The sequence below is a fragment of the Simiduia litorea genome (assembly GCF_042853465.1).
GTDB lineage: Bacteria > Pseudomonadota > Gammaproteobacteria > Pseudomonadales > Cellvibrionaceae > Simiduia > Simiduia litorea.
On sequence record NZ_AP031497.1, the window covers coordinates 139576 to 165216 of the forward strand.

Sequence of the window (25641 nt, forward strand, 5' to 3'; positions counted from 1 at the left end):
GTGATAGCAGCAAAGATTTAACCAGTGTGTTTTTGTTGCGATATTTGCTTTTGAATAAAATTGGCAAGCGTGTGATATAAAAGATCGGGTTTTGCAGGTTTAGTAATGTAGCCGTCCATGCCGGCCTGAAGGCACCGCTCTTTGTCTCCACGCATGGCATGCGCGGTCATCGCAATGATGGGAATAGTAGCGCAATGCTGCCCGGCTCTAATCATTCGCGTTGCATCGTAGCCATCGATTTCTGGCATTTCCATGTCCATCAATATGGCGTCAAATGTATTGCATGGGTTGCTGTTCAGGTGCTCAATAGCTTCTTGTCCATTATTGGCTACAGTCACTTTTACATTCATTTTCTTCAAAATGCCTACAGCGACTTTTTGATTAACTATGTTGTCCTCAGCTAAAAGAATGTGACAGTTATCTAACGTCTCAGCTATCTTTTCTGCCGGGATTCTGTCTTTGTCGGTTTCAAAGACGCTATCGCCAAATACCTCGGCAATCGCATCAAATAAATGTGACTGACTGATAGGTTTAGAAATAAAATTTTCCACACAAGCGCTGTTTTCGATTTTGAATACTTCATCGCGATGGTGGGCAGAAACCAAAATAATGGCGGGGATATGACTGAGTTGGCATTCATTTTTTATCACGTGACTTGCAGTTAGGCCGTCAATATGAGGCATTCTGTAATCCATCAAAACGAGATCAAACGGGTTGCTCCCTGTTTGATCGGCTTGTTTCAACAGATCATAAGCTTCTTGGGCGCTGCCTACTGCGGAGACGTTGAGTTCTAAATGGGTAGCCAAATTTGTTAGGATTTGTCGCGCTGCCTTGTTGTCATCTACGACCAGCGTATTTAAGTGACGTAACCTTTGTGACTTGTCGCGCATCGGAATCGAACCGATTTGGCTGTGGCCGAAGCGTGCGGTTAATGTGAATACGCTACCTTTGTTGACATCGCTGGTAACCGCGATGGTGCCATGCATAAGTTCAATGAGATGCTTGCTAACTGTTAAGCCTAAGCCTGAACCCCCAAACCTACGCCGGCTAGAGCCGTCGACTTGCATAAAGGGTGTAAAGAGCTCGCTAATTTGCTGTGGGCTCATCCCGATCCCGGAATCGCGTATTTCAAATCGTAACGCTACATAGTCTTTGTTGTTTTCAGCGCTGCTAATGTTGACCTGAATCTCGCCTTTTTCTGTAAACTTTATTGCATTGTCAATGATATTTAGTAGTGCTTGGCGAAGTCGTAGTGCGTCGCCTTTAAGGAAGTGAGGTACTTCTGGCGCCATGTGGAATAAAACTTCTAGACCTTTTTTCTCGGCTATTGGCGCGGTTTTTTTGGCGAGCTTGTTAAGCGTGTCGGCTAGATCAAAATGGGTGTGCTCTAACACAATGGTGCCGGCTTCAATTTTTGAGAAGTCCAAAATTTCATTGATTAGCGAGAGCAGGGCGTTTGCGGCTTGATCAATGTTGGTTAAATAGTCCTTTTGATCTCTATTGAGTCGCGTGTCGGAGAGTAGGTGGCCCATGCCGATAATGGCATTCATCGGCGTGCGAATTTCATGGCTCATGCGCGCTAGAAATTCACTCTTGGCTTGGTTGGCCGAATCGGCAAGGGTTTTGGCAATGGAGAGTTCTTCTTGGACGGCCTTAAATTTAGATATATCAGAATTTACGCCAACGATTCTGATCGGTAAGTTTTGGTTATCTACATGGGTAAATTTGGCGCGTACGAAACACCAAATGGTTGATCCATCTTTGTGTTGAAAGCGCACTTCACGGGTTGAGCCAGAATGCTTAAATTTTCGCGTGCTATTGCCAATGGTAATAAATTTTTCTAGCCACGGTCGCTCGTCTGGGTGAATAACTTTTGTTAGATTTTCAAGTGACGGCGGGAACTCGTGTGGCTCAAAACCAAGCATCCTATAAAAACCGTCGCTCAGGTATACCTCGTGGCTGAGCAGGTTCCACTCCCAAATACCATCTCGCGTGGCAGCCATGGCATTCTGAAAGCGCTCTTGGCTGGTACTTAGGTCTAGCTTGGCTTGCTGCCGGCTCAGCGCCAAGGTCAGTACGGTGCCAAACGTCTCTGCTACGTGTATATCGTTAGCGTGCCAATGCCTGGGTTTATCGCGTTGGAGCACAGCTAGAAAACTATGCAGCCTGCCGTGATGGAGTACGGGCACGGTGATATAAGCGCCTATACCTAAATGACTGATAAGCTTTTCAGCGTTGGCGTTAGCATAGCCACCGCCCCTCACGTCGTTGTCAATTCTTGCCTTGCCTTGCAGCATCTTTTTATGCGCATCGGGCATGTGCGTAAGATTTATCTGCGCTAGATTTCTTAAGCGCTGCGGATCGGGTTGTTTCTGCCAGAACAACTGCACTGATAGATCGGTTTCGTGCACGCGCGCAAGGATGCATTCGTCAACGTCTAAGAAGGCGCCAAGCGCGCCAAGGGCATCTTTGAGGGTGGCTGCGTCATCTTTATCGAAGAGCTTTATGATAATACGCCGCAGCCAGCTCTCGGCATCTGCTAGGGCTGTCGTATTGCTAGTGTGTTCCGGCGCCAGCTGGCGCGCCGCCTTGAGCTCGGCTTCGAGCGCTGCAATGCGAGCCTCGGCGTTGATAAGTGCTTGATTTTTTTGCGCTTTCTTATCCATGATGGGCACAGTTTCTCTTTACCTTGTGTGCTGCACTAAATCCCTTATGGCCAGAAAGCTCGCGCGGCCACAACATCCCAGACTATCTAGCTTAGTTTAAAAATTAAACTTATGTTTGCTTCATTTAGCCTGCCTTAGCGGCGAATTTGGCTGGCCAAGGTGTCGTATAGAACGGCCGGCTTAATTGGTTTGTGGACAAATGCATTCATCCCAGCGTCTAAGCACTTCTGCTGATCACTTTTCATGGCGTGTGCCGTCATTGCAATGATGGGTAGCGCGTGGAACTGTGGCTTCTGGCGAATAAATTGCGTTGCTTGGTAGCCGTCTACCAATGGCATTTCCACGTCCATCAACACCGCTTTGAAGTACCCAGGGTCGTGCGCTAATAGGATATCAATGGCTTCTTGCCCGTTGTTGGCAATGGTGGTGATAACCCGTTGTTTTTTGAGTAGACCTTGGGCGACTTTTTGGTTCACGGGGTTATCTTCTACCAGTAACACCTGTGCGCCTTCAAGTTGCGGCCAATTTTTTTCATCGCTCGCCGCTGATACCTCAGGGCTTGGCTGCGTACCCAGCACGCGGGTGATGGCATTGTATAGCCGGGACTGGGTCACTGGCTTACTGACAAAGCCGTCGATAATGCCTTGGTTTTCGGCCGTCATTATCTGCTCTCTATCGCAAGCGGACACCATTATTATCATCGGTGGTGACTTTTGTGGTAGTTGCTTGATCGCCTTACTGGTGCTGACGCCGTCCATGTCGGGCATGGCGTAGTCCATGAGAATTAAATCGTATTGATTGTCGTTATTTTCGACAGCAGACAGCGCGCTCTTGCCATTACTCAAGACATGGGTGTCGAGCTTGAGTGATTTCGCGGTGGCGTTGATGACCTCGAGCGCCGTTGGGTTGTCGTCGACGATCAGTGTTCTGAGTGTGGACAGTTTAGGTATGGCCTGACTAGGTAGCGCACCGTCTGTGCATGGCAGGAGATTAATCTCGAACTCAAAACAACTGCCAACATTTTCTGTGCTATCGACACGGATCTCGCCGCCCATGAGATTGACCAGCCGTTTGCAAATGGACAGCCCCAAGCCCGTGCCCCCAAAGCGCCTAGTGGTTGAACCGTCAGCTTGGGTAAAGGGATTAAATAGTTGTACTAATTGTGCATCAGTGATGCCAATACCGGAATCGTGCACGGAAAATTTTATTCGTATTCTGTCAGCCTCTAGGTCTAGCAGCCTGCTCTTAACCAGTATTTGGCCGAACTCTGTAAATTTAATGGCGTTGGTAACTAGGTTGGTGAGAATCTGCCCGATTCTAAGTGAATCGCCCTCTAGGTATTCCGGAATTTCTGGGTCGGGCTGAAATAATAACTCCAAGCCTTTTTCGCTGGCCTTTAAACTTAATAGTTTGTCGAGTTGGTCGAACAGCGTTTCAAATTTGAAGGGGAGGTGCTCAAGTGAAAGCTTACCTGCCTCAATTTTAGAAAAATCCAAAATTTCATTAATGATATGCAACAGCGAATGTGCAGCTTGATCAATGTGGTCTAAATAAGCGCTTTGTTGTTCATCTAGCGCTGTGTCTTTTGCAAGGTGAGCCATGCCGAGAATGGCGTTCATGGGTGTTCTGATTTCATGGCTCATGCGGGCAAGAAATTCTGTTTTCGCTGTATTCGCCGCGTCGGCTATTTTACGAGCCTCTTCTAAGGCCTCTTGTTGTTTGATAATTCTAGTGTGATCGCTGACGACGGCGGCAAGGCGCTTTATATTTCCAGCGTCGTCGCGCTCGACGCAGCGAGCGCGGCCGAAAACCCATACGGTTCGACCGCTTTTATGGACCCAGCGGAGAAGTCCCTCTTCGAAAGGTATTTCGTTGCGCTTTAATTTCTCCATTTCGGCTCTTATGCGCGGCAATTCATCGGGGTGGGAAAAGCCCGCTAGTGTTTTGCCGTTATGCGGTACTTCATCTGCTTCATAGCCCGCTATGCGCAATAGGCCGGGGCTTAGATAAACAGTATTGCTTTCTAAATTCCATTCCCAGATCCCATCCTGCGTTGTTTCCATCGCCTCGCGAAAGCGCTGTTCGCTGTCGATGAGTTTCTTGGTTAGCCGCGTGCGTACGTAGTGAATGCCGAGTGCGTCGGCGATGGTGGAAGCGAACCGCTTGTCGATGTTGCTCCAGGGGCGGCAATAGGTTACACGCTCTAGCACGAGGAAGGTTGCGCGGTTTCGGATAGCGTTTATCGGTATGATCAATGCCGACTGGCAGTCGTCGGTGACGGGAATAAGTTTTCTATTTTGCTCGGACACGTGATCGATGCCGATGGGCGAGCCGTCAGAAAAGTAAGCGGAATTTTTATGTGGCAGGGTATTGAAGACGTCTCGTAGGCTCTTAACGCCCTCAGCAGTCCATTCGTAGTGTAGGCTTAGCGTTTCATCAATATTCGATCGGACGCAAATAAAACATCTGTCTGCGGGTACTAAATTAACCAGTGAGCGCAGGGTAAGTTGATTAATGTCTGAGTTGATAGCGTGATCGGCATGAATCAAGGTGACCAATTTAAACAGTTCAGACTCAAGCCGTCTTATGCGCTTGCGCTCCTGTTGAGCCTGGTGTTCTTCGTCAATATTAATAAAGCTGCTAATCACTCGGCTAACTTTGCCATCGCTGTCTTTCCTGATGGTGCTGGCGTGTTGTTGGTACCAATGAATATTTTTATCTTTATCGAATACTCGATAAATAATGGAGTGATTTAATCCGGTTTTAATCGTGTGGGTGACTTTTTCGATAACGAGGGGTTGGTCATCCGGATGAATATGTGAAAACACGTCAATACTTTCTTGCTCGTTATAACCAAGTAGCTTTGCACAGTTGGGTGAGTAGGTGGCGTCAACACTTTTCCTATCCCAAATTGCAAACCCAACTTTGGCCGATTCTAGGACGCTGCTGAGTACATCTGCACTGATGGTTTGGTCGTCGAGTAGACGTTGTTGGGCAATGTGACTAAAAGCAATTTTGGTGAAGTCTTCCAGAAGTTTTATTTGCGCTGCTTGCCACTGAAAACGGATTCTATTTAGCCCAAACGTTCCTATGCCTATAAGCCCATTGGCGCCGAAGTGGGGAATGGCAACTAAAGATTCGATGTCGTGGGATTTAAGGGTTTCAAAATCGACTTTGGCCTCTTTTGGTAGCTCGTCGCGGTGCTGAATAACCACCACCATGTGTTTCTGCATACGCTTGAACAACCAAGGATATTTCAGCTCGGGCGCGGTCGCATCGGTTGCCTTCGGATCTCTAGGCGGGTAGCCATGGCTGTATTGAAAGGCGTTTTGCTCAGGCACAAAATCAAACAGGGTTAAGAAATCCAGCTCTAAATGTAAATTGAGTGCTGCGAGAGCGAGGTGAATGTCTTGATTAATTTCTGGCCTAGCTAAGCGGCTTGCCCACTGATCGAAAAAGCGCTCGTGGCTGTCGCGCGACTGCATGCCCAGTGCGTAGCTCTCAAGCGTCGCTTGTAGCTGGCGATTTTCGGCCTTGAGCAATTCTATGGAGGTGAGAAGTTGTTGTACTTTTTCGTCGGCTGCCATGGTTCCACGCTAATAGGGTCGCGTGTTTTAGTATAGGCAAGGGGGCGGCTGAGCGCCCCCTAAAATTGCTGTTAGCGCTGGCTTAGTTTCTGCGCTGCTCGCTCACTGGCTGCAGTCACTTGCTTGGGCGCTGTACCGCCGATGTGATTGCGCGCAGCAACTGAGCCTTCGAGTGTCAGGACATTGAACACGTCTTGCTCGATGGTGTTACTAAATTGCTGCAGCTCCTCTAGGCTCATCTCGGATAAGTCTTTACCGCTGTCGATACCATAAGCCACGCTCTTGCCGACAATTTCGTGCGCATCGCGGAAGGCGACACCCTTGCGAACCAAGTAATCGGCCAGATCTGTCGCGGTGGAGAAGCCGCGCTTCGCCGCTTCGTACATCACTTCCACTCGCGGTTGAATGGCTGGGATCATGTCGGCGAAGGCGCGCAGGCAGTCTTTCACCGTATCGATAGCGTCGAACAATGGCTCTTTGTCTTCTTGGTTATCTTTGTTGTAGGCCAGCGGCTGCGATTTCATCAGTGTGAGCAGGGCAATCAAGTGGCCGTTGACGCGTCCCGTTTTGCCGCGCACCAACTCGGGCACGTCGGGGTTCTTCTTCTGCGGCATAATCGAGCTGCCGGTGCAAAACCTGTCGGGTAGATTAATGAAATTAAATTGCGCTGAGGTCCACAGGACCAGCTCTTCGCTGGCGCGCGAAAGGTGGGTCATGAGCAGGCTGGCGAAAGCGCAGAATTCGATGGCGAAATCGCGATCGGATACGGAATCCAGAGAGTTTTCTGTGGGCGCCTCAAAGCCCAGTAATTGGGCTGTGTAGGCGCGATCGATGGGGTAGGTGGTACCGGCCAATGCGGCGGCGCCAAGCGGCGATTGATTGGCGCGCTTGCGACAATCCATCAGGCGCTGATAATCGCGCTCTAACATCTCATTCCAGGCCAACAAATGGTGGCCGAAGGTGACGGGCTGAGCAGTCTGGAGGTGGGTAAAGCCCGGCATGATGGTGCTGGCGTTTGCGCGGGCAAGGCCGACCAAGCCGTGCTGCAGGCGCGTAAGCTCTTTGGCGACTGCGTCGATTTCATCACGTAAATACAGGCGAATGTCGGTTGCCACTTGATCATTGCGCGACCGACCCGTATGAAGCTTCTTACCGGTAATGCCGATGCGGGCTGTGAGTGCCGACTCGATGTTCATGTGTACGTCTTCGAGCTGCACCGACCACTGGAATTTGCCGGCGACTATCTCGGCGCGAATGGCCTCGAGGCCCTCAATAATTTCCGCTCGCTCGGCGTCGGTGAGCACGCCAACTTTCGCCAACATAGTGGCGTGGGCAATGGAGCCGTTGATGTCGTGATGGTATAGGCGCTGATCGAAGTTGACTGAAGCGGTAAAGCGCTCCACAAAAGCGTCGGTGGCTTCACTGAAGCGGCCGCCCCAAGGTTTGATGCTATTGTCGTTACTCATCGCGTTTGCCTATCGGTTCTGGAGTTGCTGACATGGTAAGAGTTATTGTTTCTTGTGCTTGACGCAGTAAGGGCACTCTTTCAGTTAGCGACTGTGTGAAAAAGGCGCGCATTATACCGGCTGTGGCGGCTATAGGCGATGCAAGCGCGCAATATTTGGCCCCCAAGCGCCAAGCTTTGCGCTAGTTTGGTCTGTTTGGGCGGCTAGCCGCGTATTGTTGCGCAATATTTAAAGCTCTTGTCGATTAATAATGTTAATGCAAAGGAGAGAGAGTTTGACCGCCAAACTGCCATTTGAGGGCGCGAGTTATCTACCCAACTTATGCACTGGCCCATCGCTATTGCGCTTGGTCGTTATCGCCGAGCTCTTGGCGGTATTGCTGGAGCTGAATAATGATGGCCTAGAAGGTCTGAATTGGATTGATTTGGCGCTGACCTCGTTAATGGTGCAATGGGTCACCTTGGCCAGTGCCGGCTGTATTTGTCGGTTGCGCGCGGTATTTGTGCGCTGGCCTCTGTGGTTAGCGCTGCTGGCAAGCTATGGTTTGATTTTGGCGCTCACTTTTTGCTTCGCACTGCTCGGCCAATGGTTTTTCTTGGGCTATTGGTGGAGTGAGTTGCCGATAGATTGGTCCTCTTTGGGCGCTGATCTGGTGGTGGCGGCGATATTTGCTGGCATCGGCTTGCACTACTTTTACCTGCAGCAGCAGTTGCAGCGGCGCGAAAGAGCGGAACTCGAGGCGCGAATCCAAGCGCTGCAATCGCGTATACGCCCTCATTTTTTGTTCAATTCAATGAACAGTATTGCCAGTCTCATCGCCATCGATGCGCAGCGCGCCGAGCGCATGGTGGAAGATCTGTGTGCGTTGTTTAGAGCTAGTTTATCGGAGGCAGCGCTGGTGCCTGTTGCACAGGAGTTGGCGCTGGCAAGGCGCTATTTAGACATGGAGTTGGCGCGCTTGGGTGAGCGTTTACAGATCCAGTGGCAGGTTGGGGATTTTCCCGAGTCGGCGTTAATCCCGAGCTTGCTGTTGCAGCCGCTGCTAGAGAATGCGCTTTACCACGGTATCGGTGCGCGTCGAGACGGCGGTTTATTGGAGATTGAGGTTCAGGGCGATGGCGGTCAAATGCGCCTAATGGTTCGCAATCCGCTCGGTCAAGCCGAGCCGACGCCTGGAAATGGTATAGCATTGGCAAATATTCGCGAGCGCTTGGCAGTGCATTTCGGCCCGAAAGCCCGTTGCTATGCTGGCGTTGAAAGTGAGCACTTTGTGGTGCGTATAAATTACCCCTTGGAGGGATGATGGATCTACTCATTGTTGATGACGAACCCTTGGCGCGCGCGCGTTTGCGCCGTCTCGTTGAGGCGTTGGCGGATTTCGATGTGGTGGCCGAAGCCGCCGATGGCGAGGCCGCCATGGCGGCCATCGAAGAGCACGACCCGGCCGTGGTGTTGCTCGATGTTCGTATGCCCGGCGATGATGGTATTGCGGTGGCCAAGCGCATTGCCCAGCTCGATCACGCTCCCGCCATTATTTTTTGCACGGCGTACGATGAGTATGCACTGGATGCCTTTGGCACCGACGCCGTTGGTTACCTGCTTAAGCCGGTACAGCAAGCAGACTTACAGAAAGTTCTAGATAAAGCGGTAAAGCTCAACCGCTTGCAGCTTGAAGCCATGAAAGAGGCACCGGTAAAGCATTCCGGCCGGCAGCATATCAGCGCCAAAACCCGTCGCGGTGTTGAGCTCATTAGCCTCGTGGACGTGCGTTTTTTTATTGCCGATCAAAAATATGTCACCGTACATCACGTGGGTGGCGAGACGTTGATTGACGATACCTTAAAAGATTTAGAGGACGAGTTTAGCGGTCGATTTATTCGGGTACATCGCAATTCGCTGGTGGCGATTGAATACATCGAGGCTATGGAGCGCAGTACCGACGGGCATTTCAAATTGCGTTTAACTGGCCTTGAAACCAAGCCGGTGGTGAGTCGCCGGCATGTGCCGCAACTGAAGGAGCTGTTGGCTAAGCTCTGAGGCTAATGCCTACGGTTTTGTTGGTTGGCTCTGGTATGATAGCGCCCACAGACCCTCAAGCACGCCTGATCATCAGTAAGGAATAGCTCCATGACTCAACGCCTGCGCATTGCAACGCGTACTTCTGCCTTGGCACTTTGGCAAGCGAACGATGTAAAAGATCGCCTAGAAGCCTTGCACCCGTCGCTACTCGTTGAATTGGTGCCTATGGTCAGCAAGGGCGATAAAATTCTCGATGTGCCGTTGGCGAAAGTGGGCGGAAAAGGCTTGTTCGTTAAGGAATTAGAAACCGCCTTGTTGGATAACGAAGCCGATATAGCGGTGCATTCTATGAAGGATGTACCGATGGAGTTCCCCGAGGGGCTTGGTTTATCGGTCATTTGTCAGCGCGAAGATCCGCGCGACGCGTTCGTGTCCAACCACTATGAGAAACTCGCCGATTTGCCACAGGGCAGCGTGGTGGGCACGTCCAGTTTGCGTCGCCAGGCACAAATTCTCGAGCGTCGTCCCGATCTACAGATTCGATTTTTGCGCGGCAATGTCGGCACCCGCTTGGGCAAGCTCGACGCCGGTGAATACGATGCCATTATCTTGGCCGCTGCGGGCCTGATTCGCTTGGGTGAAAGAGCGCGAATTAACGAGTTCTTACTCACCGATGACTCTTTACCAGCGGGTGGCCAAGGTGCTGTGGGCATTGAGTGCCGCACCGGCGACCGCGCTATTCAGGCGTTAATTGCGCCATTACACCACGAGTTGTCTGCGCAACAAGTGTTAGCTGAGCGGGCGATGAATAAACGCTTAGAGGGTGGCTGCCAAGTGCCGATCGCCTGCTTTGCGATTCATCAAGACGGACGGCTATGGTTAAGAGGCTTGGTTGCCAGTGTCGACGGTAAAAGGGTGTTACGCGATGACATTCGCGACGATGTGTCGCAGGCTGAACAAATGGGTGTAGCCTTGGCGGAGCGTTTGATTGCTGCCGGTGCAGATAAAATTTTAGCCGAGGTTTACGCGAACGCATGAAGCCTCGGATTTGGCTGACGCGGCCGAAAGTGCAATCGGCGCATACCCAATTGGCCTTCGAAGCCTTAGGATTTAACGTATTATCGGTGCCGGTGTTGGAAATAAACCCGGTCGAACGTGCAGAAGCTGTGCAGGCAATACGCCAGCGGATTGTAGATTTCGACCGCTATGATTTGGCAATCTTCGTGAGTCAAAATGCTGTGCATTACGGCTGTGCGTGGCTCGACCAATTTTGGCCACAACTACCGACAGCGTGCCGTTTTTTTGCTATCGGCAGCGCAACGCGCAGCGCCTTGCTCGACGCCGGTTTACCGGTGATTGGGGCGATGACAGTGAGCGCTGCCATGAACAGTGAAGCGCTGTTGGCCACCGAGGAGATGGCGCAGGTGCAAGGTAAGCGCATCGTCATCTTTAGGGGTGAAGGTGGGCGCACCTATCTTGGTGATTGTCTGCAAGCGCGCGGCGCGCAAGTAGATTATTGTGAACTCTATACCCGAGCGCTACCCGCTGACGCGCATAAGACCGTTGTGCGGGCCATGGATGAGGGCGAAGCTTGGCTGTCTGTGCACAGTGGTGAATCGCTGCAAAATTTAGTGGCATTGCTAAAGGAATTGAAGCCGATATCGTATCAAGCAACGCCGAATATTTGGCTAAACTGGCCCGTGGTGGTACCTGGGCAACGGGTGGCTGAGCTGGCTGCTCAGTTGGGTTTTACGCAGATACTGGTTGCCGAAAATGCAACAGATAACGCCATGTGCGAGGCGCTAAAAAAGCAATTGGTGCAAAACAACTTAAATTTATAACGATTAGTAGAGGCCCTGCTGTGGTTCAAACTACCGACGATTCAAATGCAAAGCAATTAACGAACGAGCCGAAGGCACCCGATTTTGATGCCCTTGGTGGTTCTAAATCGGCATCGGGACAAGCACCCGCCGGTACAAAATTGCTGTGGTTGGCGCTGGTAGTGGTATTGGGTGGTTCGGCCGCGAGCAGTTATTGGCTATTCCAGCAGATAACCCAGCAACAGGAAAATCTGGCTTCTTTGGCCGGCGCCGCGCAAACGTTAGAGCGAGAAAACCAAAACTTACAACAAGAGTTCGCTCAAGGTTTAAACCAGTTCTCACAAGCTCAAACGAAAAGTCAGCAGCAGTTTGGCGAATTTGTCGGTAATGTGGAAGCGAAGCTGGCGGCACAATCCCAGCGCTTAGCACAAATGACATCGAATCACCGCGTGCAATATTTGTTGAGCGAAGCGCAGTTTTTGTTGCGTCAAGCTAATCAACGTTTGCATTTGGAAAAATCACCCAGCAATGCGATCGCCCTGTTTAAATTGGGCGATGAAATATTAGCGCGCGCGGCCACTGAGCTGGGTAATCCGTCCGGCTTGCTCGTCGCTAGAAAACAGCTGGCACAGGATTTAAACACGCTTTATCAACTCGATAATGTGGACTACACCGGACTGTATTTCGCACTAGAGGGTGTGGTTGAACAAATTAATACCTTAGCACTAGCGCAACCGCCTAGAGAATTCGCCAACGAAGAAGTTGAACCTGCTGTTATCCGTAGAAATCCCGATAGCTTGTGGTCGCGCATCACCGTCGGTTGGCGTAATTTTACCCGCCAGTTGGGTAGTTATGTCAGAGTGCGTCGTTTGGAAGAACCGGTAGAGCCGTTACTCGCACCGGATCAAGAGTTGCGTGTGCGAGAGAACTTAAAGCTAAAACTGCAGGTGGCGCAGTTAGCCGTTATGCGCGCGGATACCGATTTATATCGTCGAAACTTACAGCTCGTGAATGAGTGGATGTTGGAGTATTTTCCAGTATCGGACGCCCGCAACGATCTCATGGCGCAGTTGCAGTTGCTATCAGAAAAAACCGTTGAAGTTCAGTTGCCAGAAGTGTCGGCCAGCGCCAGAGCGTTGGATACTTATATTAGCGAATATCGTCAGGAATTGGGGGTGGCTCAGTGAAGCGACTGTTATTTCTGATTGGTATTGCGCTGCTGGTTGGCGGCTTATTGATTACGGAGTTGGCCAGAGATAGCGGCTATATGCTGATTTCGCTGTACGGATACAGTTTGGAAACCAGCGTCTGGTTTGCGGTACTCATGTTGCTGCTTTCAAGTTTGCTACTGTGGTTTGTGTTGCGTGCTTTGTTTGCGATTGTTGGCGCTTTTCTGGGCGTTACGCGCTTTGTCATTAAAGGCAGCGACGATAACAACCGAAAACTGCTCGCTGCCGGCTTGGTGGATTTCATGGAGGGTAATTGGAAGTTGGCGCGCAAGAAGCTGCTCAAGACGGCAGATTTCTCTATGGTCCCGGTGATCAATTATTTGGCTGCGGCGCGTTCTGCCTATGAACTCGGCGATCGAGAGCAAGCCCAATTGCTGTTGGCGAAGGCGGAACAATTTGGCCCGCAGTACACCTTGGCAACAGCGTTAGCGCAAGCGCGTATGGAGTTGATGGATAAGCGCTATGAGCAATGCCTGTCGGCGTTAGAGCGAATTCGCGATGAAGTGCCAGATCATCCTGTGGTATTGGATATTTTACGTCAAAGTTATGTGGCGCTAGAGGATTGGGCGTCGCTAGAAAAATTACTGCCATTGCTGAAAAAACACAAGGCGTTAGGTGAAAGCGAATTGGCAAACTTGGAACTCCGCTGCTATGTGTTTCGTTTAAAGCAATGTGCCGAGCGCGCTTTCGGTGAAAATGCGATAGAGGCGCTGGTAAAAACGTGGTCTAGTTTTGATACAAAAACACAACAGAATGCGGCATTGATTTTGGCTTATGCTGAATTGCTGGTGCGTTATAAAGGCGAAGATAAGGCAGAGTTTTTACTGCGCAAGAGTTTGCAAAAAAACTGGGATGATCGGTTGTTGGATTGGTATGGCCGAGTGCAGGGTGAGGATGTGGCGAGGCAGTTATTAACGGCCGAGACTTGGCTTAAAGAGCGGCCCCGCAACAGTATGTTATTGCTTGCACTTGGTCGCTTATCGCTGCGCAATCAATTATGGGGTAAGGCGCGAGAGTATTTTGAAGCTAGCTTAAAAATAGTTCAGCAACCAGAAACCTATGCAGAATTAGCTCGGTTGATGGCGGCTTTAGGCGAGCACCAGCTCAGCACGAGTTATTATCAGAAAGGTTTAGGTATGATTGCCCATAATTTACCCGAGCTACCGGTGCCGACCACAGCGGTAAAATTTGGGCAGTGACTAAAATAAAAATCCAGATTCGCGCGAGAGAAGACGCACTAATAATAGGCACTAAACCCAAAGTGCCCTAACGGGAACTATCTATGCGTTTTCAGAACATACTAATTTTACCTTTGTTGTTGCTTCAGTTTTCTTGTGAACCAAAGGTGCAAGCGCCCGCTGTTGCAGCGGCTGCTAGTGGAGTACTAGAAGTTGGCAATTTGACGCTTCGAGTTGATCCACAGGCTGGCGGCCGTATCAGTTCACTGTTATACCAAGGCCGAGAGCTTTTGGCTCAACCCAGTGCGCTAGATGCCGACAACTGGGGTTCGACATTGTGGATTAGCCCGCAAGAGAGTTGGGGTTGGCCGCCACCGAAAAGCTTCGATAACTTGCCATATGCATTAAAGCAGAGCAATGCATCATTGGCGCTGACTGGCCCTGTCGATGACGAAAAAACCGGCTTGCAGATTGTCAAAAACGTCCAGTTATTGGGCGCGGATCGGTTGCGTATTGACTATGACTTGGTAAACCCGAGTGAGCAGACAAAAACCTTTGCCGCCTGGGAGGTTACGCGGGTGCCGATCAAAGGCTTGGTTTTATTTGCCCACGAGTCTGCACCACTTTGGTGGAGTTTTGGCGAATTTCCCTACCAAACTTACGGCGATGTTACTTGGATTGACGTGCGCGAAAGCCAATTGAGTGAAGGTAAGCTAAATGCCAATGGCAGAGGTTGGTTGGCTTGGGTAGAGCGACGCACGTTATTCGTTAAAACATTTACAGATATAGGTGAAGCACAGCAGGCGCCGAAGGAAGCTGAGGTGCAAGTGTATATTAGCCCGAGAGGCTATATGGAGCTGGAAGCCCAAAGTGCTTTTACGGTAATTGATGCTCAACAAAGCCTCAGGTTTTCTACCGAGTGGCAGGTGCTGACACTGCCGGAGCACGTTGATGTAAGTGTTGATTCACCTTCGCTGTTAACCTTTTTACAAACCTTAGGTTTGAAGCTTTAATCAACTCATTAGCTAAAATCCAAGAATATTAGCGCTGTCGCTTTAAGAGCGTCAGCGCGAATACTGCACTTGCACTTAACACCACGCTTGGGCCTGCGGGTGTATCCCAAAAAAATGAAATCACCAAGCCCGAGCTGACTGCGAGTACACCGAGCACACTGGCAACACCGGCCATGTGTTCAGGCGTGTGAGTGATTCGCCGAGCGGCCGCCGCAGGAATAATTAATAGCGCTGTAATTAATAAAACGCCCACAACTTTCATGGCGATAGCGATGACAAGTGCCATCGCCAGCATTAGCAACATACGCACCGCCTCAACCTTTACGCCTTCAACACGGGCCAGTTCTTCATGCACGGTGATTGAAATTAAGGCGCGCCAACCTTTAACAACAAGAGCCAATACTAACGCGGCTACCACAGCAATGGTGAGCACATCCATGGGCGTGGCGGTGAGTAAATCGCCAAACAAATAGGCGAGCAAATCGACTCGGGTGTTTCCAAATAGGCTGATGCAAACTAAGCCGAGGGCAAGGGTTGAGTGAGATAAAATGCCTAGCAAGGTATCGGTTGCCAGAAGCCGAGTTTGCTGCAATAGCACCAGTGCTACCGCTAAAATTAAGCAGCCGAGCGTCACGGCAATATTGATATTAATATCGAGTAACAGGCCGAATACAACGCCAAGTAAGGCTGAGTGCGCGAGTGTATCGCCGAAGTAGGCCATGCGTCGCCACACGGCAAAACTACCTAGTGGGCCTGCCACTATGGCTACGGCTGCGCCTGCAAGCCAAGCGTTCAAGATAAAATCAGGCATGGGGTGTTTCCTTGTGCACGGGGCGCAGGGAGAGACGCGGTTTGGCTGCGGCGTGATCGTGATCGCAAATCACGTCGCCATGAAGGTCGTGTTTGTGATCGTGATTGTGGCTGTACACTGCCAAACTTTGTGCAGCTTTGGGGCCAAAGAGATCGAGGTAAGCGGGATGTGCGGTGACACTCTCTGGATGTCCATGACAGCAAACGTGTTGGTTTAAACAGATAACGTCGTCGGTGTTTGCCATCACTAAGTGGAGATCGTGCGACACCATCAGCACGCCGCAACCCTGTTCGTGGCGTATTTGATTGATCAGGTCGTAGAGTGCCACCTGGCCATTGACGTCGACACCTTGCACGGGTTCGTCTAACACCAGCAAATGGGGTTTTCTTGCTAGCGCTCTCGTTAACAGTACGCGCTGGGTCTCGCCGCCAGAAAGATTTTGCATGGCGCTGGTTATCAGTTTTTCGACCCCTGTTAATGCCAGCGCCTGCTGAATATCTGCCGCCTTGGCGCCGCCTAGTTCCAAAAACCGTTTGACGGTGAGCGGCAGTGATGAGTCGATAGTCAACTTTTGCGGCATATAGCCGATGCGCAGGTTTGGCATGCGCCACAAGCCACCGCTGGTGGGTTTCTGCAGGCCGAGCATGACTCGCACAAGGCTGGTTTTACCGGCGCCATTGGGGCCGATAAGCGTGGTGATTTTGCCAGCACTCAAGCTCAGATTGATATTCTCCAGCACAGGTTTGTCGCCGAAACGCAAACTAACCGCCGTCGCTTCCAGTAGTTTACCCATGCGCGGCTTCTCCTTCGATGCCGATTTGGCAGGTTGGGCATAGTCCCGATAGTTCGAGAGATTGTTGTTCAATTAAGAAACCAACGGATGCTGCTAAGGCTTGAATGGGCGCTTTGACTGTTGCTTCATCGAGTTCCAGCGTTATACCGCAGCTGCGGCAAATGACAAATTGACCGGCGTGACCTTCACCTGGGCAAGGGCAGCCGATGAAGGCGTTGAGGCTGTTAATACGGTGAATCAATCTATGCTCCAGCAAAAACTCGAGGGCGCGATAGACCGTCGGTGGTGCAACCTGTTTACCGGTTGCGTCGGCTAGCGCGTCCATTAATTGGTAGGCGCCGATCGGTTTATGGCTTTGCCAAATGAGGCCTAATACCTGTTCCCGCTGCTTGGTAAAGCGCAGGCCTTTCTGCTCGGCGATGATTTTTGCTTGCCTGAGCGCGTCGTGAATGCAGTGCTGATGATTGTGTTGGCGCAGCGGGAGTGCAGAGACGGGCTTCATGGGCGTATTAGTGGCGAATAAAGTGTTATGTTATCATATAACGTTTCTGTAACACCTTCCCTACTATGAACCTATCGCGTGTTTTAGTTTTTCTACTAGCGCTGTGCGGTAGCCTGTCCGTGCAGGCTGCTAAGTTAGTGGTTTCCATTGAGCCTTTGGCAATGCTGGTCGAGCCGTTATTGGGGCCGAACGACAGTTTGCACGTGCTGTTAAAGCCCAATACGTCGCCGCATCATTACAGTCTAAAAGCGTCTGATATGCGGGCTTTGCAGCAGGCCGATCTCATTTTATGGGTGGGGCCAGATTTGGAGCAGTTCTTACAAAAGCCGCTTGCCACGGCGCCAGCGTCGCTTCAATTGGATCAACTCTTAAATCTGACTTGGCCTACAGTGCCGGGCCAGGCGGATAGCTTACACGCTCATGCGCACATAACGCGCGACCCGCACCTTTGGTTAAACCCTGACAATGCCGCGATAGTCGCTGCCGCGGTAGCGCAACGTCTGGCTGCCATAGCCGGCGCTGATGGCGCTGCCGTACAGGCGCGCTTAGCCGTCATGATGACGCGGCTTGCGGCAATCGGTGCTGAGTTGGAGATAATGCTTGGTGATTTACGCGGCGTGCAGTTTATGGTGTACCACCAAGCCTACGGGCATTGGAACCAGCGTTTTGGTTTAAGTCAGCTCTCGGCCGTTAGTTTGACCCCTGAGCAAAAGCCTGGCGCTCGGCATATTTACCAGCTGAAGGCGCAGGCCAAACAAGCCCAGTGCCTTGTGGCCGAAGCCTTCTACGACAATCAATCCACTCAGCAGCTGGCGAAAGAGCTGGGTTTGCCGCTCGTGCTACTCGACCCCTTGGGCACCAATGTTGCCTCCGGCGAACATCGCTATGAAACGCTGCTGCGCAATTTAGCGCTTGATATGAAAAGCTGCTTGAATCATCCAGCTAACAGCTAACAGCTAACAGCTAACAGCTAACAGCTAACAGCTAACAGCTAACAGCTAACAGCTAACAGCTAACAGCTAACAGCTATGGGGAAGGGTGGCCGCCTCCAGTTACCCGTTAACGAAACGCTGCACACGTTTTGACCAGCGCCCTTCGGGGCCAGCCACTAAGCGTAGTTTGATGGTGTTCGAATTGTGTGCACTCGCGCTCTTACCCCGAAGTGCCGAATCAATGCGCCCGTCGAATACCGTACATGCCCTCAAGGGGCACCGAGATCCCTGTGCATATCCGCTCTAGCGCTTCCTGCGCCGCTGGATACCGCACATCCCTGTGCATAAAAAAACGGCCAACCGGGATTTGGAGAGCCGGTTGACCGTTGAGCGATGTAAAACAATAAACTGACGAGCAAATCCAGGTGAGCGCCTAGGGTGCAACAAAAAACGTACTACAAAAGCAGTGTTACAAATTACTGAACTTCTGCTTGATCGCGCAGACGTTGAGAAATTTTCTCATCTAGGTCGGTGTTGATCGACTGGCCTAGTGACAGTGTGGCGCGGTTTAGCGCTTTCAATTGTGTTGTATTGGCATTTTTGTCTACGTTTTCGGTAGTCCAGCTAGTGTCCACGCCAGCGGCAACCACAGAGGTGGTGATGCTAGATTGTGGGTTAGCCAATGTGACCGGTGCTGCTAATGCTAACAACAGAAAACCAAGCTTTTTCATAGTGCGGCCCTCCGTAAGGGTGTTAAGCGTGTTACCGGCCTTGGTGCCCATAACCCGCGAATTCGATAAGTAAAACGTTGCTGTTTACTAATTGTTACGCATAGTAACAATTGACTAAAGATTAAGCTATCTGTTTTTCAGAATTATGACAGTTTTTCTTTAAGATGATCCCGTAACCTACCGTTTTTGTGAGATTTTCCCGTTTTCACATCGCTGGCTGTACAAAAATTGATCGGTAACATGCTAGGTAACACTCATGTTCTAGAACCGGCGTGTTAGCCCAATTAGGATTTGGGAATGGTGTATCCTTGCCGCTTTGCACAATCGATGGATGAGTTATGGCTAACCCAGTGGTCTTAGTTGACGGATCTTCTTACCTCTACCGGGCTTTTCACGCCCTGCCGCCGCTAAAAAACAGTAAGGATATGCCCACGGGGGCGGTAAAAGGCGTCATCAATATGTTGCGCCGGTTACAAAAGGACTACCCGGAAAGTCCCATCGTGGTGGTATTTGATGCCAAGGGTAAAACCTTTCGCGACGATATCTACGCAGACTACAAAGCCAACCGGCCCGCCATGCCAGATGATATGCGGCCCCAGGTTCAGCCTATACACGACATAGTGCGTGCTATGGGCTTGCCGCTCTTAGTGATCGAAGGTGTAGAGGCCGATGATGTTATTGGTACCTATTGTGCCCAAGCGGTAGCGGCGGGTATTGAGGTGGTGGTGTCCACTGGCGATAAGGATATGGCCCAGCTAGTGAACAGTCATGTGACCTTGGTGAATACCATGACCGAATTGGTGATGGACCCTGAAGGTGTGGTTGCCAAGTTTGGTATCCCTGCCAACTTAATCATCGATTATCTGGCGCTAATGGGTGACAAGGTGGATAACATTCCCGGTGTGCCCGGCGTGGGTGAAAAAACGGCACTGGGTTTGCTACAGGGCTTGGGCGGCTTAGACGACATTTACGCCCAGCTCGACAAGGTTGCCGAACTGAGTTTCCGCGGCGCTAAGACTATGGCAGCAAAGTTGCTGGAGCACAAAGATAAAGCCTACCTGTCTTACGAATTAGCTACCATAAAACTCGATGTGGATTTGCCCCAGGCCTTGCCTGAATTGCAAAATCAAACGCCAGACAGTGCAGCGCTGCGCAGCCTGTTCGACATGCTCGAGTTTAAATCCTGGGTGGCCGAATTAGACAGTGCGCCGGCATCGCCAGCGGGCGTGGCTGCCCCCGCAGCTTCATCGACGCAAGAGGTCGCAGAGCTAGCCGCGCCGCTAGCGCGGAACTACGAAGTGATATTGACCCAGGCGGATTTCGAGCGCTGGTTGCATAAGTTATCGCAGGCCGAGTTATTTGCCTTTGACACCGAAACCACGAGCCTTGACTACATGCAGGCGCAAATCGTCGGCGTCTCCTTTGCTGTCGAGGCCGGGTCTGCGGCCTATGTGCCGGTTGCGCACGATTACATGGAGGCACCGGTGCAGCTTGAGCGCGATTGGGTACTGGCACAGCTGAAGCCCCTGCTCGAAGACGAAACGCGAGCCAAGGTTGGGCAAAACCTAAAATACGACGCCAGCGTCTTGGCTAACTACGGTATATCGCTGGCGGGCATTGCCTTTGACACAATGCTGGAATCCTACGTGCTGAATTCCACCGCCAGTCGTCACGACATGGACAGCTTGGCCAGCTTCTATCTCGATGAAAGCACCATTAAATTTGAAGAGGTGGCGGGTAAAGGTGCTAAGCAGCTCACCTTTAATCAAGTGGCGTTAGAACAGGCCGGCCCCTACGCGGCGGAAGATGCCGATATTACCTTAAGGCTGCACCAGGTATTGGCGCCGCAATTGGATGCTGAGCCGAGCTTGAAGCAAGTGCTTACTAGCATTGAAATGCCCATGGTTAAGGTGTTATCAGCCGTGGAGCGTACAGGCGCTCTAGTGGATGCCAAGCTCTTGGGCGAGCAGAGTATAGAGTTGGGTGAGCGTTTGACTGAACTCGAGCGCGAGGCGTTTGAGCTCGCCGGCGAGCCATTTAACTTGAGTTCGCCTAAGCAGTTGGGTGCCATTTTGTTTGAAAAGTTGGCCTTGCCGGTGTTGAAGAAAACCCCCAAAGGCGCACCCTCTACCGCAGAGGACGTATTGCAAGAGCTGGCTTTAGACTACCCGCTGCCGAAAATACTGATGGTATATCGCGGCCTAGCCAAGCTAAAGAGTACTTACACCGACAAGCTGCCATTGATGATCAATCCCAGCACGGGTCGCATCCATACCTCTTATCATCAGGCCGTGACCGCGACCGGGCGGTTGTCATCAACCGACCCAAATTTGCAGAATATTCCCATTCGCACCGAAGAGGGGCGACGCATTCGCCAAGCCTTTGTGGCGCCAAAAGGCTACAAGTTAGTGGCGGCGGATTATTCGCAAATTGAACTGCGGATTATGGCGCACCTGTCCGACGATGCGGGTTTGCTGGATGCCTTTAGCAAAGGCTTGGATGTACATAAGGCAACAGCCGCGGAAGTGTTTGGCGTACCTTTGGATCAGGTCAGCCAAGATATGCGGCGCAGTGCCAAGGCCATTAACTTTGGCTTGATTTACGGTATGTCGGCTTTTGGCTTGGCCAAACAATTACATATCGGCCGGCACGAAGCTCAGCAATATATCGACACCTATTTCGATCGGTATCCCGGTGTGGCGCGCTATATGGATCAAACGCGCGCTTTGGCGCACGAGCAAGGTTATGTGGAAACGCTGTTTGGGCGTCGATTACACCTGCCGGAAATTAACGACCGCAATAAAATGCGCCAGCAGGCGGCCGAGCGAACGGCCATTAACGCGCCCATGCAAGGTTCGGCGGCCGATATTATCAAGCGTGCAATGGTGGATGTTTATCATTGGCTGCAAACACCCGCGGCGCCCGATGCCCGAATTATCATGCAAGTGCACGACGAATTGGTGCTAGAAGTGGCCGAGGCCGATGTCGAGAAACTTAAGATTGAGTTGTGCCAGCGCATGGCCAATGCCGCGAGCCTCAAGGTGCCGCTGCTGGTCGAAGCGGGTGAGGGCGACAACTGGGATGAGGCGCATTAAGGGTTTTTTAAAATTAATGGCAAATAGTTTGAACTAAGCGCAAAAGTGCCGGTCTATTTAATCAGTACCATGTGATGTAGTGCTCTCCCTTGGATTCCTCGATTGATGTTATGGAATTTTTAACCCCGCCAATGCGGGGTTTTTTTATGTTCAGGATGAACGGTATGCCGCGGGCGCATGGAAGCGCAGGAGCGGCGATGTTCAGGATGAACGGTATGCCGCGGGCGCATGGGTGAGAGGAGCGAGTGCAAATAACTATTTGCGCGAACTTGAACGCCATCAGGCTGGGCATGGTGGCTGGCCCCGAAGGGCGCAGGAGCGGCGATGTTCAGGATGAACGGTATGCCGCGGGCGCATGGGTGAGAGGAGCGAATGCAAATAACTATTTGCGCGAACTTGAACGCCATCAAGCTGGGCTTGGTGGCTGGCCCCGAAGGGCGCAGGAGCGGCGATGTTCAGGATGAACGGGCAGAAAGCTGCTTCAGCTTTTTCTGCACTCCCGCGGCACTGTTCAAAACGTCGGGCCGCTCGAATACCATCAAGCTGGGCTTGGTGGCTGGTTTCGGAGCGCGGAGGCCTATTATTTACAAACGCTATTGACAATCATTATCATCTGCAGATAATAGAGGCTTTCCATCCACCCTCGAGGCCACACTATGAACGCCAGCCCAAATTCAGCCCGCGCAGTGATCGTAAGGCAACCCAATGGAACCCAAGATCGTATCGCTAGCGCCGAGCTGTTAGGTAGTGGCGCGTTAATTGTGATTGAGCACGCTGGGCACGACTATTTCTTGCGTCAAACCAAGGCCGGCAAGTTGATTCTCACCAAATAGAAATTTTAGTTTTGCGGATATTTAGCACCCCCTTGCGAGCGTCCGCAAAACTGAAGGGGCACCGAGGCCCAGCCATGTCACTCCCAGGCAAAGCCAATCTCGACCTATTCCGTTGATCGTTAGAAAACCTCTGTTAAGCGTAAATAAGTGTGAAGTTTGGAACTTACGATCCTAGGTACACTCAAATCAGTGCTGATCGGGGTTCCCCAAGCTCCGGTCGCATGATTGCTCCCGAACCCCAATAAGGGATCAATTATTCACCCCGGCAGCCCACAGCTCCCGGGGTTTTTTTATGTACAGGATGTACGGTATGCCGCGAGCGCAGGACGCGCAGGAGCGGCGATGAACAGGATGTACGGTATGCCGCGGGCGCATGGGTGAGAGGAGCGAGTGCAAATAACTATTTGCGCGAACTTGAACGCCATCAGGCCGGCCCCGAAGGGCGCAGGAGCGGCGATGTACAGGAGGTACGGGCAGCAAACTGCTCCTGCTTTTTCTGCACTCCTGCCGCACCCTCAATGGGCACCGAGGTCAGTGGCGGAAACATGCCGCCCGCGCAAGAGTGAGATACTTCGAGTTGGTATTAGGAAGTTTAGTCGAACAGAAAAAGACTTGATCAGATACAAACCTGAGCCGAGTAAGGCCCACGTTTGTTAAATCTGAGAATAGTTTAAGGGCAAACAGCCCTAGTCTGGTTTTGCGGCGTCACCTAGAAACCAACGGTTGAGAACGACATTCAACTCGGGCAAACCGGTGCGCTTGAGCGATGAAAAAAGCTGCACACTGACTAAATCGTCCGCTTTGGCTTCCTTTAAATGCTTGCGCACGTTCAGCAGCATGGTTTGTGCCGGGCCCTTCTTTAATTTATCGGCTTTGGTCAGCAAAATATGCACTGGCATTTCCGCAGACACGGCCCAGTTGATCATGGTGGTGTCGAACTCCTGCAGCGGGTGGCGCACATCCATCATTAAAACCATACCGGCCAAGCTCTTGCGCTCCTGCAGATACTGGGACAGGTGTTTCTCCCACTCGATTTTCATCGCTAAGGGCACTTTTGCGTAGCCGTAGCCGGGTAAATCGACGAGGCGTTGGTCGGGATTGCCCAAGGTGAAGAAATTAATCATCTGGGTGCGGCCAGGGGTTTTACTGGTGCGCGCAAGTTTGCCGTTGTTGGTAAGGGTGTTAATCGCAGACGATTTACCGGCGTTAGATCGCCCCGCAAAACAGACCTCTACGCCCGTTTCGGGTGGGCAAAGGGCGAGTGTTGGCGCGCTCATTAAATAGCTCGCCTTGTTGAAGTGCATTTGATCTGCCATGGAAATCCGTAAAATTGGTGTGTTATCAGGCGGTTAGTATATAATGCCCGCCCAAAGCCTGCCCTTGTTTGTGGCCGGCAATTGTAGCCCGTGAGTACTGGCGTGGCTAACGCAGTGTTCAACTTATCTAGCAAATGACGGATTAATCACATGAACAAGCTGATTAAGCAGATTGTAGCCACGCTAGGCCTAGTGGCCTTGTCCCAATTCGCCATGGCCGGCGATGTAAAAAATGGTGAATCTTTGTCCGCGACTTGTGGCGCTTGTCACGGTGCAGACGGCAATAGCTTGGCGCCAAATTTTCCGACCTTGGCTGGTTTGGGTGACAAATACCTGCTCAAGCAACTACGTGATATTCAGTCGGGCGCGCGCAATATACCTGAAATGACCGGTTTATTGACCTCGCTGTCGGATAGCGATTTAGCGGATCTCGCCGCGTATTTCGATTCAAAATCGACACAGTTATCTGGCTCTAAGAAAGACACCGAAGTGCAGCTTGGCACTGGCGTGAAAGTGAATAGCTTGGCATTAGGCGAAAAAACCTACCGCGCCGGCAACTTGGAAACCAATGTGCCATCCTGTATGGGCTGCCATTCACCCGGTGGCACCGGTAATGAACCCGCTTCCTACCCACGTTTGGGTGGCCAGCACGCTGCCTATATCGAAAAACAACTGAAAGATTTCCGTGCTGGTAACCGCACCAATGATGGCGATAACCAAATTATGCGCCAAGTGGCTGCGCAATTAAGCGATGCTGAAATCTCGGCGCTAGCGAACTATATTGCTGGGCTACATATCTAAATCAGTAGGTATGGACAAAGGCGGCTTAGGCCGCCTTTTTTGTTTTTGTTAAGCTTGGGTTAAGTATTCTGTCAGTACACTATCGGACAAGACTCTCGGTTCAGCAGGGCAGTGCTTGCACCGAGCCTTGTAAACCCTAATAATTCGACAAAATTTAACGAGCGGAGTGAGCTATGCGTATTTTCTTGGTCCTAGTTGGCCTAATGGTTTCTTTAGTGGCTTGTGCTGATGGCAAGGCACCAGAAAAGTATCAAGCAGGGGTGCACTACACCGTGTTAGATACCCCTGTGCGAACAGCAGATGCAAGCAAAATCGAAGTAACCGAAGTATTTTGGTACGGCTGTGGCCACTGTTATCACTTTGAGCCACTGATCCAGCCATGGAAGAAAACGCTGGCCGATGATGTTGCCTTCGTACAATCGCCTGCCATGTGGAATGGCGCCATGGAATTACACGCTCGCGCTTTTTATGTCGCTAAAGCGCTGGGTGTTAGCGAGCAGATGCACTCACCTTTGTTTGAGGCCATGAATGTTGCCGGTAAGCGCCTCGCAAACGAAGCTGAAATTCAAGAAATCTTCGTTGCCAATGGCGTTGACGCGGATAAATTCACCAAAGCCTTTGGCTCGTTCGGTGTTACAGGTCAAGTGCGTCAGGCCGACGCGCGAGCGCGCAGCTACCGCATCACCGGTACGCCGGAGTTGGTGGTAGAAGGTAAATACCGTGTTTCGGCGAAAGAGGCCGGCGGTCAGCCGCAAATGCTAGAAGTGGCTAATTTCCTGATTGAGAAAGTACGTGCGGAGCGCGCAAAGTAAGTCGTCATTACCGTCGAACTGAAACAGGATCGACCTG

At 51.3% G+C, this 25641-nt stretch carries 21 protein-coding genes; 13 read left to right on the forward strand and 8 right to left on the reverse strand.

The window, feature by feature from the left end; genetic code table 11:
- Window positions 1-17: 17 nt before the first annotated feature.
- The 3 genes from ACGHTT_RS00725 to argH all read right to left on the reverse strand — a co-directional run bounded on the left by ACGHTT_RS00725 (window position 18) and on the right by argH (window position 7719).
- Complete coding sequence (locus tag ACGHTT_RS00725; protein WP_390595101.1) at window positions 18-2666, reverse strand: response regulator; 2649 nt, start codon at window positions 2664-2666, stop codon at window positions 18-20.
- A 134-nt stretch (window positions 2667-2800) separates the two neighbouring features.
- Window positions 2801-6253 carry a response regulator gene (locus ACGHTT_RS00730; RefSeq protein ID WP_390592897.1) on the reverse strand — a complete coding sequence of 1151 codons (3453 nt, stop codon included), beginning with the start codon at window positions 6251-6253 and terminating at the stop codon, window positions 2801-2803.
- A 71-nt stretch (window positions 6254-6324) separates the two neighbouring features.
- Window positions 6325-7719: an argininosuccinate lyase gene (gene argH / locus ACGHTT_RS00735; RefSeq protein WP_390592898.1), complete on the reverse strand. Its 1395-nt coding sequence runs from the start codon at window positions 7717-7719 to the stop codon at window positions 6325-6327.
- 274 nt (window positions 7720-7993) lie between these two features.
- Between argH and ACGHTT_RS00740 the strand changes: the two genes are divergently transcribed.
- The 7 genes from ACGHTT_RS00740 to ACGHTT_RS00770 all read left to right on the forward strand — a co-directional run bounded on the left by ACGHTT_RS00740 (window position 7994) and on the right by ACGHTT_RS00770 (window position 14978).
- A complete protein-coding gene (locus ACGHTT_RS00740; protein ID WP_390592899.1) occupies window positions 7994-9022 on the forward strand; it encodes a sensor histidine kinase in 1029 nt (342 codons plus the stop codon).
- A complete protein-coding gene (locus tag ACGHTT_RS00745; RefSeq protein WP_390592900.1) occupies window positions 9022-9756 on the forward strand; it encodes a LytR/AlgR family response regulator transcription factor in 735 nt (244 codons plus the stop codon). The genes ACGHTT_RS00740 and ACGHTT_RS00745 overlap by 1 nt, the downstream gene beginning before the upstream one ends.
- 90 nt (window positions 9757-9846) lie before the next feature.
- Window positions 9847-10776, forward strand: a complete 930-nt coding sequence (gene hemC, locus ACGHTT_RS00750) for a hydroxymethylbilane synthase (protein ID WP_390592902.1) — start codon at window positions 9847-9849, stop codon at window positions 10774-10776.
- Window positions 10773-11579: a uroporphyrinogen-III synthase gene (locus ACGHTT_RS00755; RefSeq protein WP_390592904.1), complete on the forward strand. Its 807-nt coding sequence runs from the start codon at window positions 10773-10775 to the stop codon at window positions 11577-11579. Before hemC ends, ACGHTT_RS00755 begins: the two co-directional genes overlap by 4 nt.
- A 20-nt stretch (window positions 11580-11599) precedes the next feature.
- A complete protein-coding gene (locus ACGHTT_RS00760; protein ID WP_390592906.1) occupies window positions 11600-12745 on the forward strand; it encodes a uroporphyrinogen-III C-methyltransferase in 1146 nt (381 codons plus the stop codon).
- Window positions 12742-13986, forward strand: a complete 1245-nt coding sequence (locus tag ACGHTT_RS00765) for a heme biosynthesis HemY N-terminal domain-containing protein (protein WP_390592907.1) — start codon at window positions 12742-12744, stop codon at window positions 13984-13986. The genes ACGHTT_RS00760 and ACGHTT_RS00765 overlap by 4 nt, the downstream gene beginning before the upstream one ends.
- A gap of 83 nt (window positions 13987-14069) precedes the next feature.
- Window positions 14070-14978: a hypothetical protein gene (locus tag ACGHTT_RS00770; protein WP_390592908.1), complete on the forward strand. Its 909-nt coding sequence runs from the start codon at window positions 14070-14072 to the stop codon at window positions 14976-14978.
- 28 nt (window positions 14979-15006) lie between these two features.
- Here ACGHTT_RS00770 and znuB read toward each other — a convergent pair whose 3' ends face one another.
- From znuB to ACGHTT_RS00785, 3 genes are read right to left on the reverse strand one after another with little or no spacing between them, the layout of a single operon-like run.
- Complete coding sequence (gene znuB / locus ACGHTT_RS00775; protein WP_390592909.1) at window positions 15007-15789, reverse strand: zinc ABC transporter permease subunit ZnuB; 783 nt, start codon at window positions 15787-15789, stop codon at window positions 15007-15009.
- Window positions 15782-16582, reverse strand: coding sequence for a zinc ABC transporter ATP-binding protein ZnuC (gene znuC, locus ACGHTT_RS00780; protein ID WP_390592910.1), 801 nt, complete (start codon window positions 16580-16582; stop codon window positions 15782-15784). Before znuC ends, znuB begins: the two co-directional genes overlap by 8 nt.
- Window positions 16575-17084: a Fur family transcriptional regulator gene (locus ACGHTT_RS00785; RefSeq protein WP_390592911.1), complete on the reverse strand. Its 510-nt coding sequence runs from the start codon at window positions 17082-17084 to the stop codon at window positions 16575-16577. Before ACGHTT_RS00785 ends, znuC begins: the two co-directional genes overlap by 8 nt.
- A 65-nt stretch (window positions 17085-17149) precedes the next feature.
- Between ACGHTT_RS00785 and ACGHTT_RS00790 the strand changes: the two genes are divergently transcribed.
- Window positions 17150-18037 (forward strand): metal ABC transporter solute-binding protein, Zn/Mn family, encoded by an 888-nt coding sequence (locus ACGHTT_RS00790; RefSeq protein WP_390592912.1) that lies wholly within the window; start codon window positions 17150-17152, stop codon window positions 18035-18037.
- Window positions 18038-18492: 455 nt separating this feature from the next.
- Here the strand turns inward: ACGHTT_RS00790 and ACGHTT_RS00795 are convergent, their stop codons facing one another.
- Entirely contained in the window at window positions 18493-18747 is a 255-nt protein-coding gene (locus tag ACGHTT_RS00795) for a hypothetical protein (protein WP_390592913.1), read from the reverse strand.
- A 338-nt stretch (window positions 18748-19085) separates the two neighbouring features.
- Between ACGHTT_RS00795 and polA the strand changes: the two genes are divergently transcribed.
- The 3 genes from polA (at window position 19086) to ACGHTT_RS00810 (ending at window position 22675) form a co-directional block, all read left to right on the forward strand.
- Window positions 19086-21842: a DNA polymerase I gene (gene polA / locus ACGHTT_RS00800; protein WP_390592914.1), complete on the forward strand. Its 2757-nt coding sequence runs from the start codon at window positions 19086-19088 to the stop codon at window positions 21840-21842.
- A 372-nt stretch (window positions 21843-22214) separates the two neighbouring features.
- Window positions 22215-22442, forward strand: a complete 228-nt coding sequence (locus ACGHTT_RS00805; RefSeq protein WP_390592915.1) for a hypothetical protein — start codon at window positions 22215-22217, stop codon at window positions 22440-22442.
- A gap of 56 nt (window positions 22443-22498) precedes the next feature.
- Window positions 22499-22675 carry a hemin uptake protein HemP gene (locus ACGHTT_RS00810; RefSeq protein ID WP_390592917.1) on the forward strand — a complete coding sequence of 59 codons (177 nt, stop codon included), beginning with the start codon at window positions 22499-22501 and terminating at the stop codon, window positions 22673-22675.
- Between the two features lie 686 nt (window positions 22676-23361).
- Here ACGHTT_RS00810 and yihA read toward each other — a convergent pair.
- Entirely contained in the window at window positions 23362-23991 is a 630-nt protein-coding gene (yihA, locus tag ACGHTT_RS00815; RefSeq protein WP_390592918.1) for a ribosome biogenesis GTP-binding protein YihA/YsxC, read from the reverse strand.
- A gap of 150 nt (window positions 23992-24141) precedes the next feature.
- Here yihA and ACGHTT_RS00820 point away from each other — a divergent pair, with 150 nt between their 5' ends.
- Window positions 24142-24792 carry a c-type cytochrome gene (locus tag ACGHTT_RS00820; RefSeq protein WP_390592919.1) on the forward strand — a complete coding sequence of 217 codons (651 nt, stop codon included), beginning with the start codon at window positions 24142-24144 and terminating at the stop codon, window positions 24790-24792.
- Between the two features lie 173 nt (window positions 24793-24965).
- The gene (locus tag ACGHTT_RS00825) at window positions 24966-25604 is read left to right on the forward strand and encodes a thiol:disulfide interchange protein DsbA/DsbL (RefSeq protein WP_390592921.1); all 639 of its coding nucleotides are present in this window, start codon (window positions 24966-24968) and stop codon (window positions 25602-25604) included.
- Window positions 25605-25641: the final 37 nt, after the last annotated feature.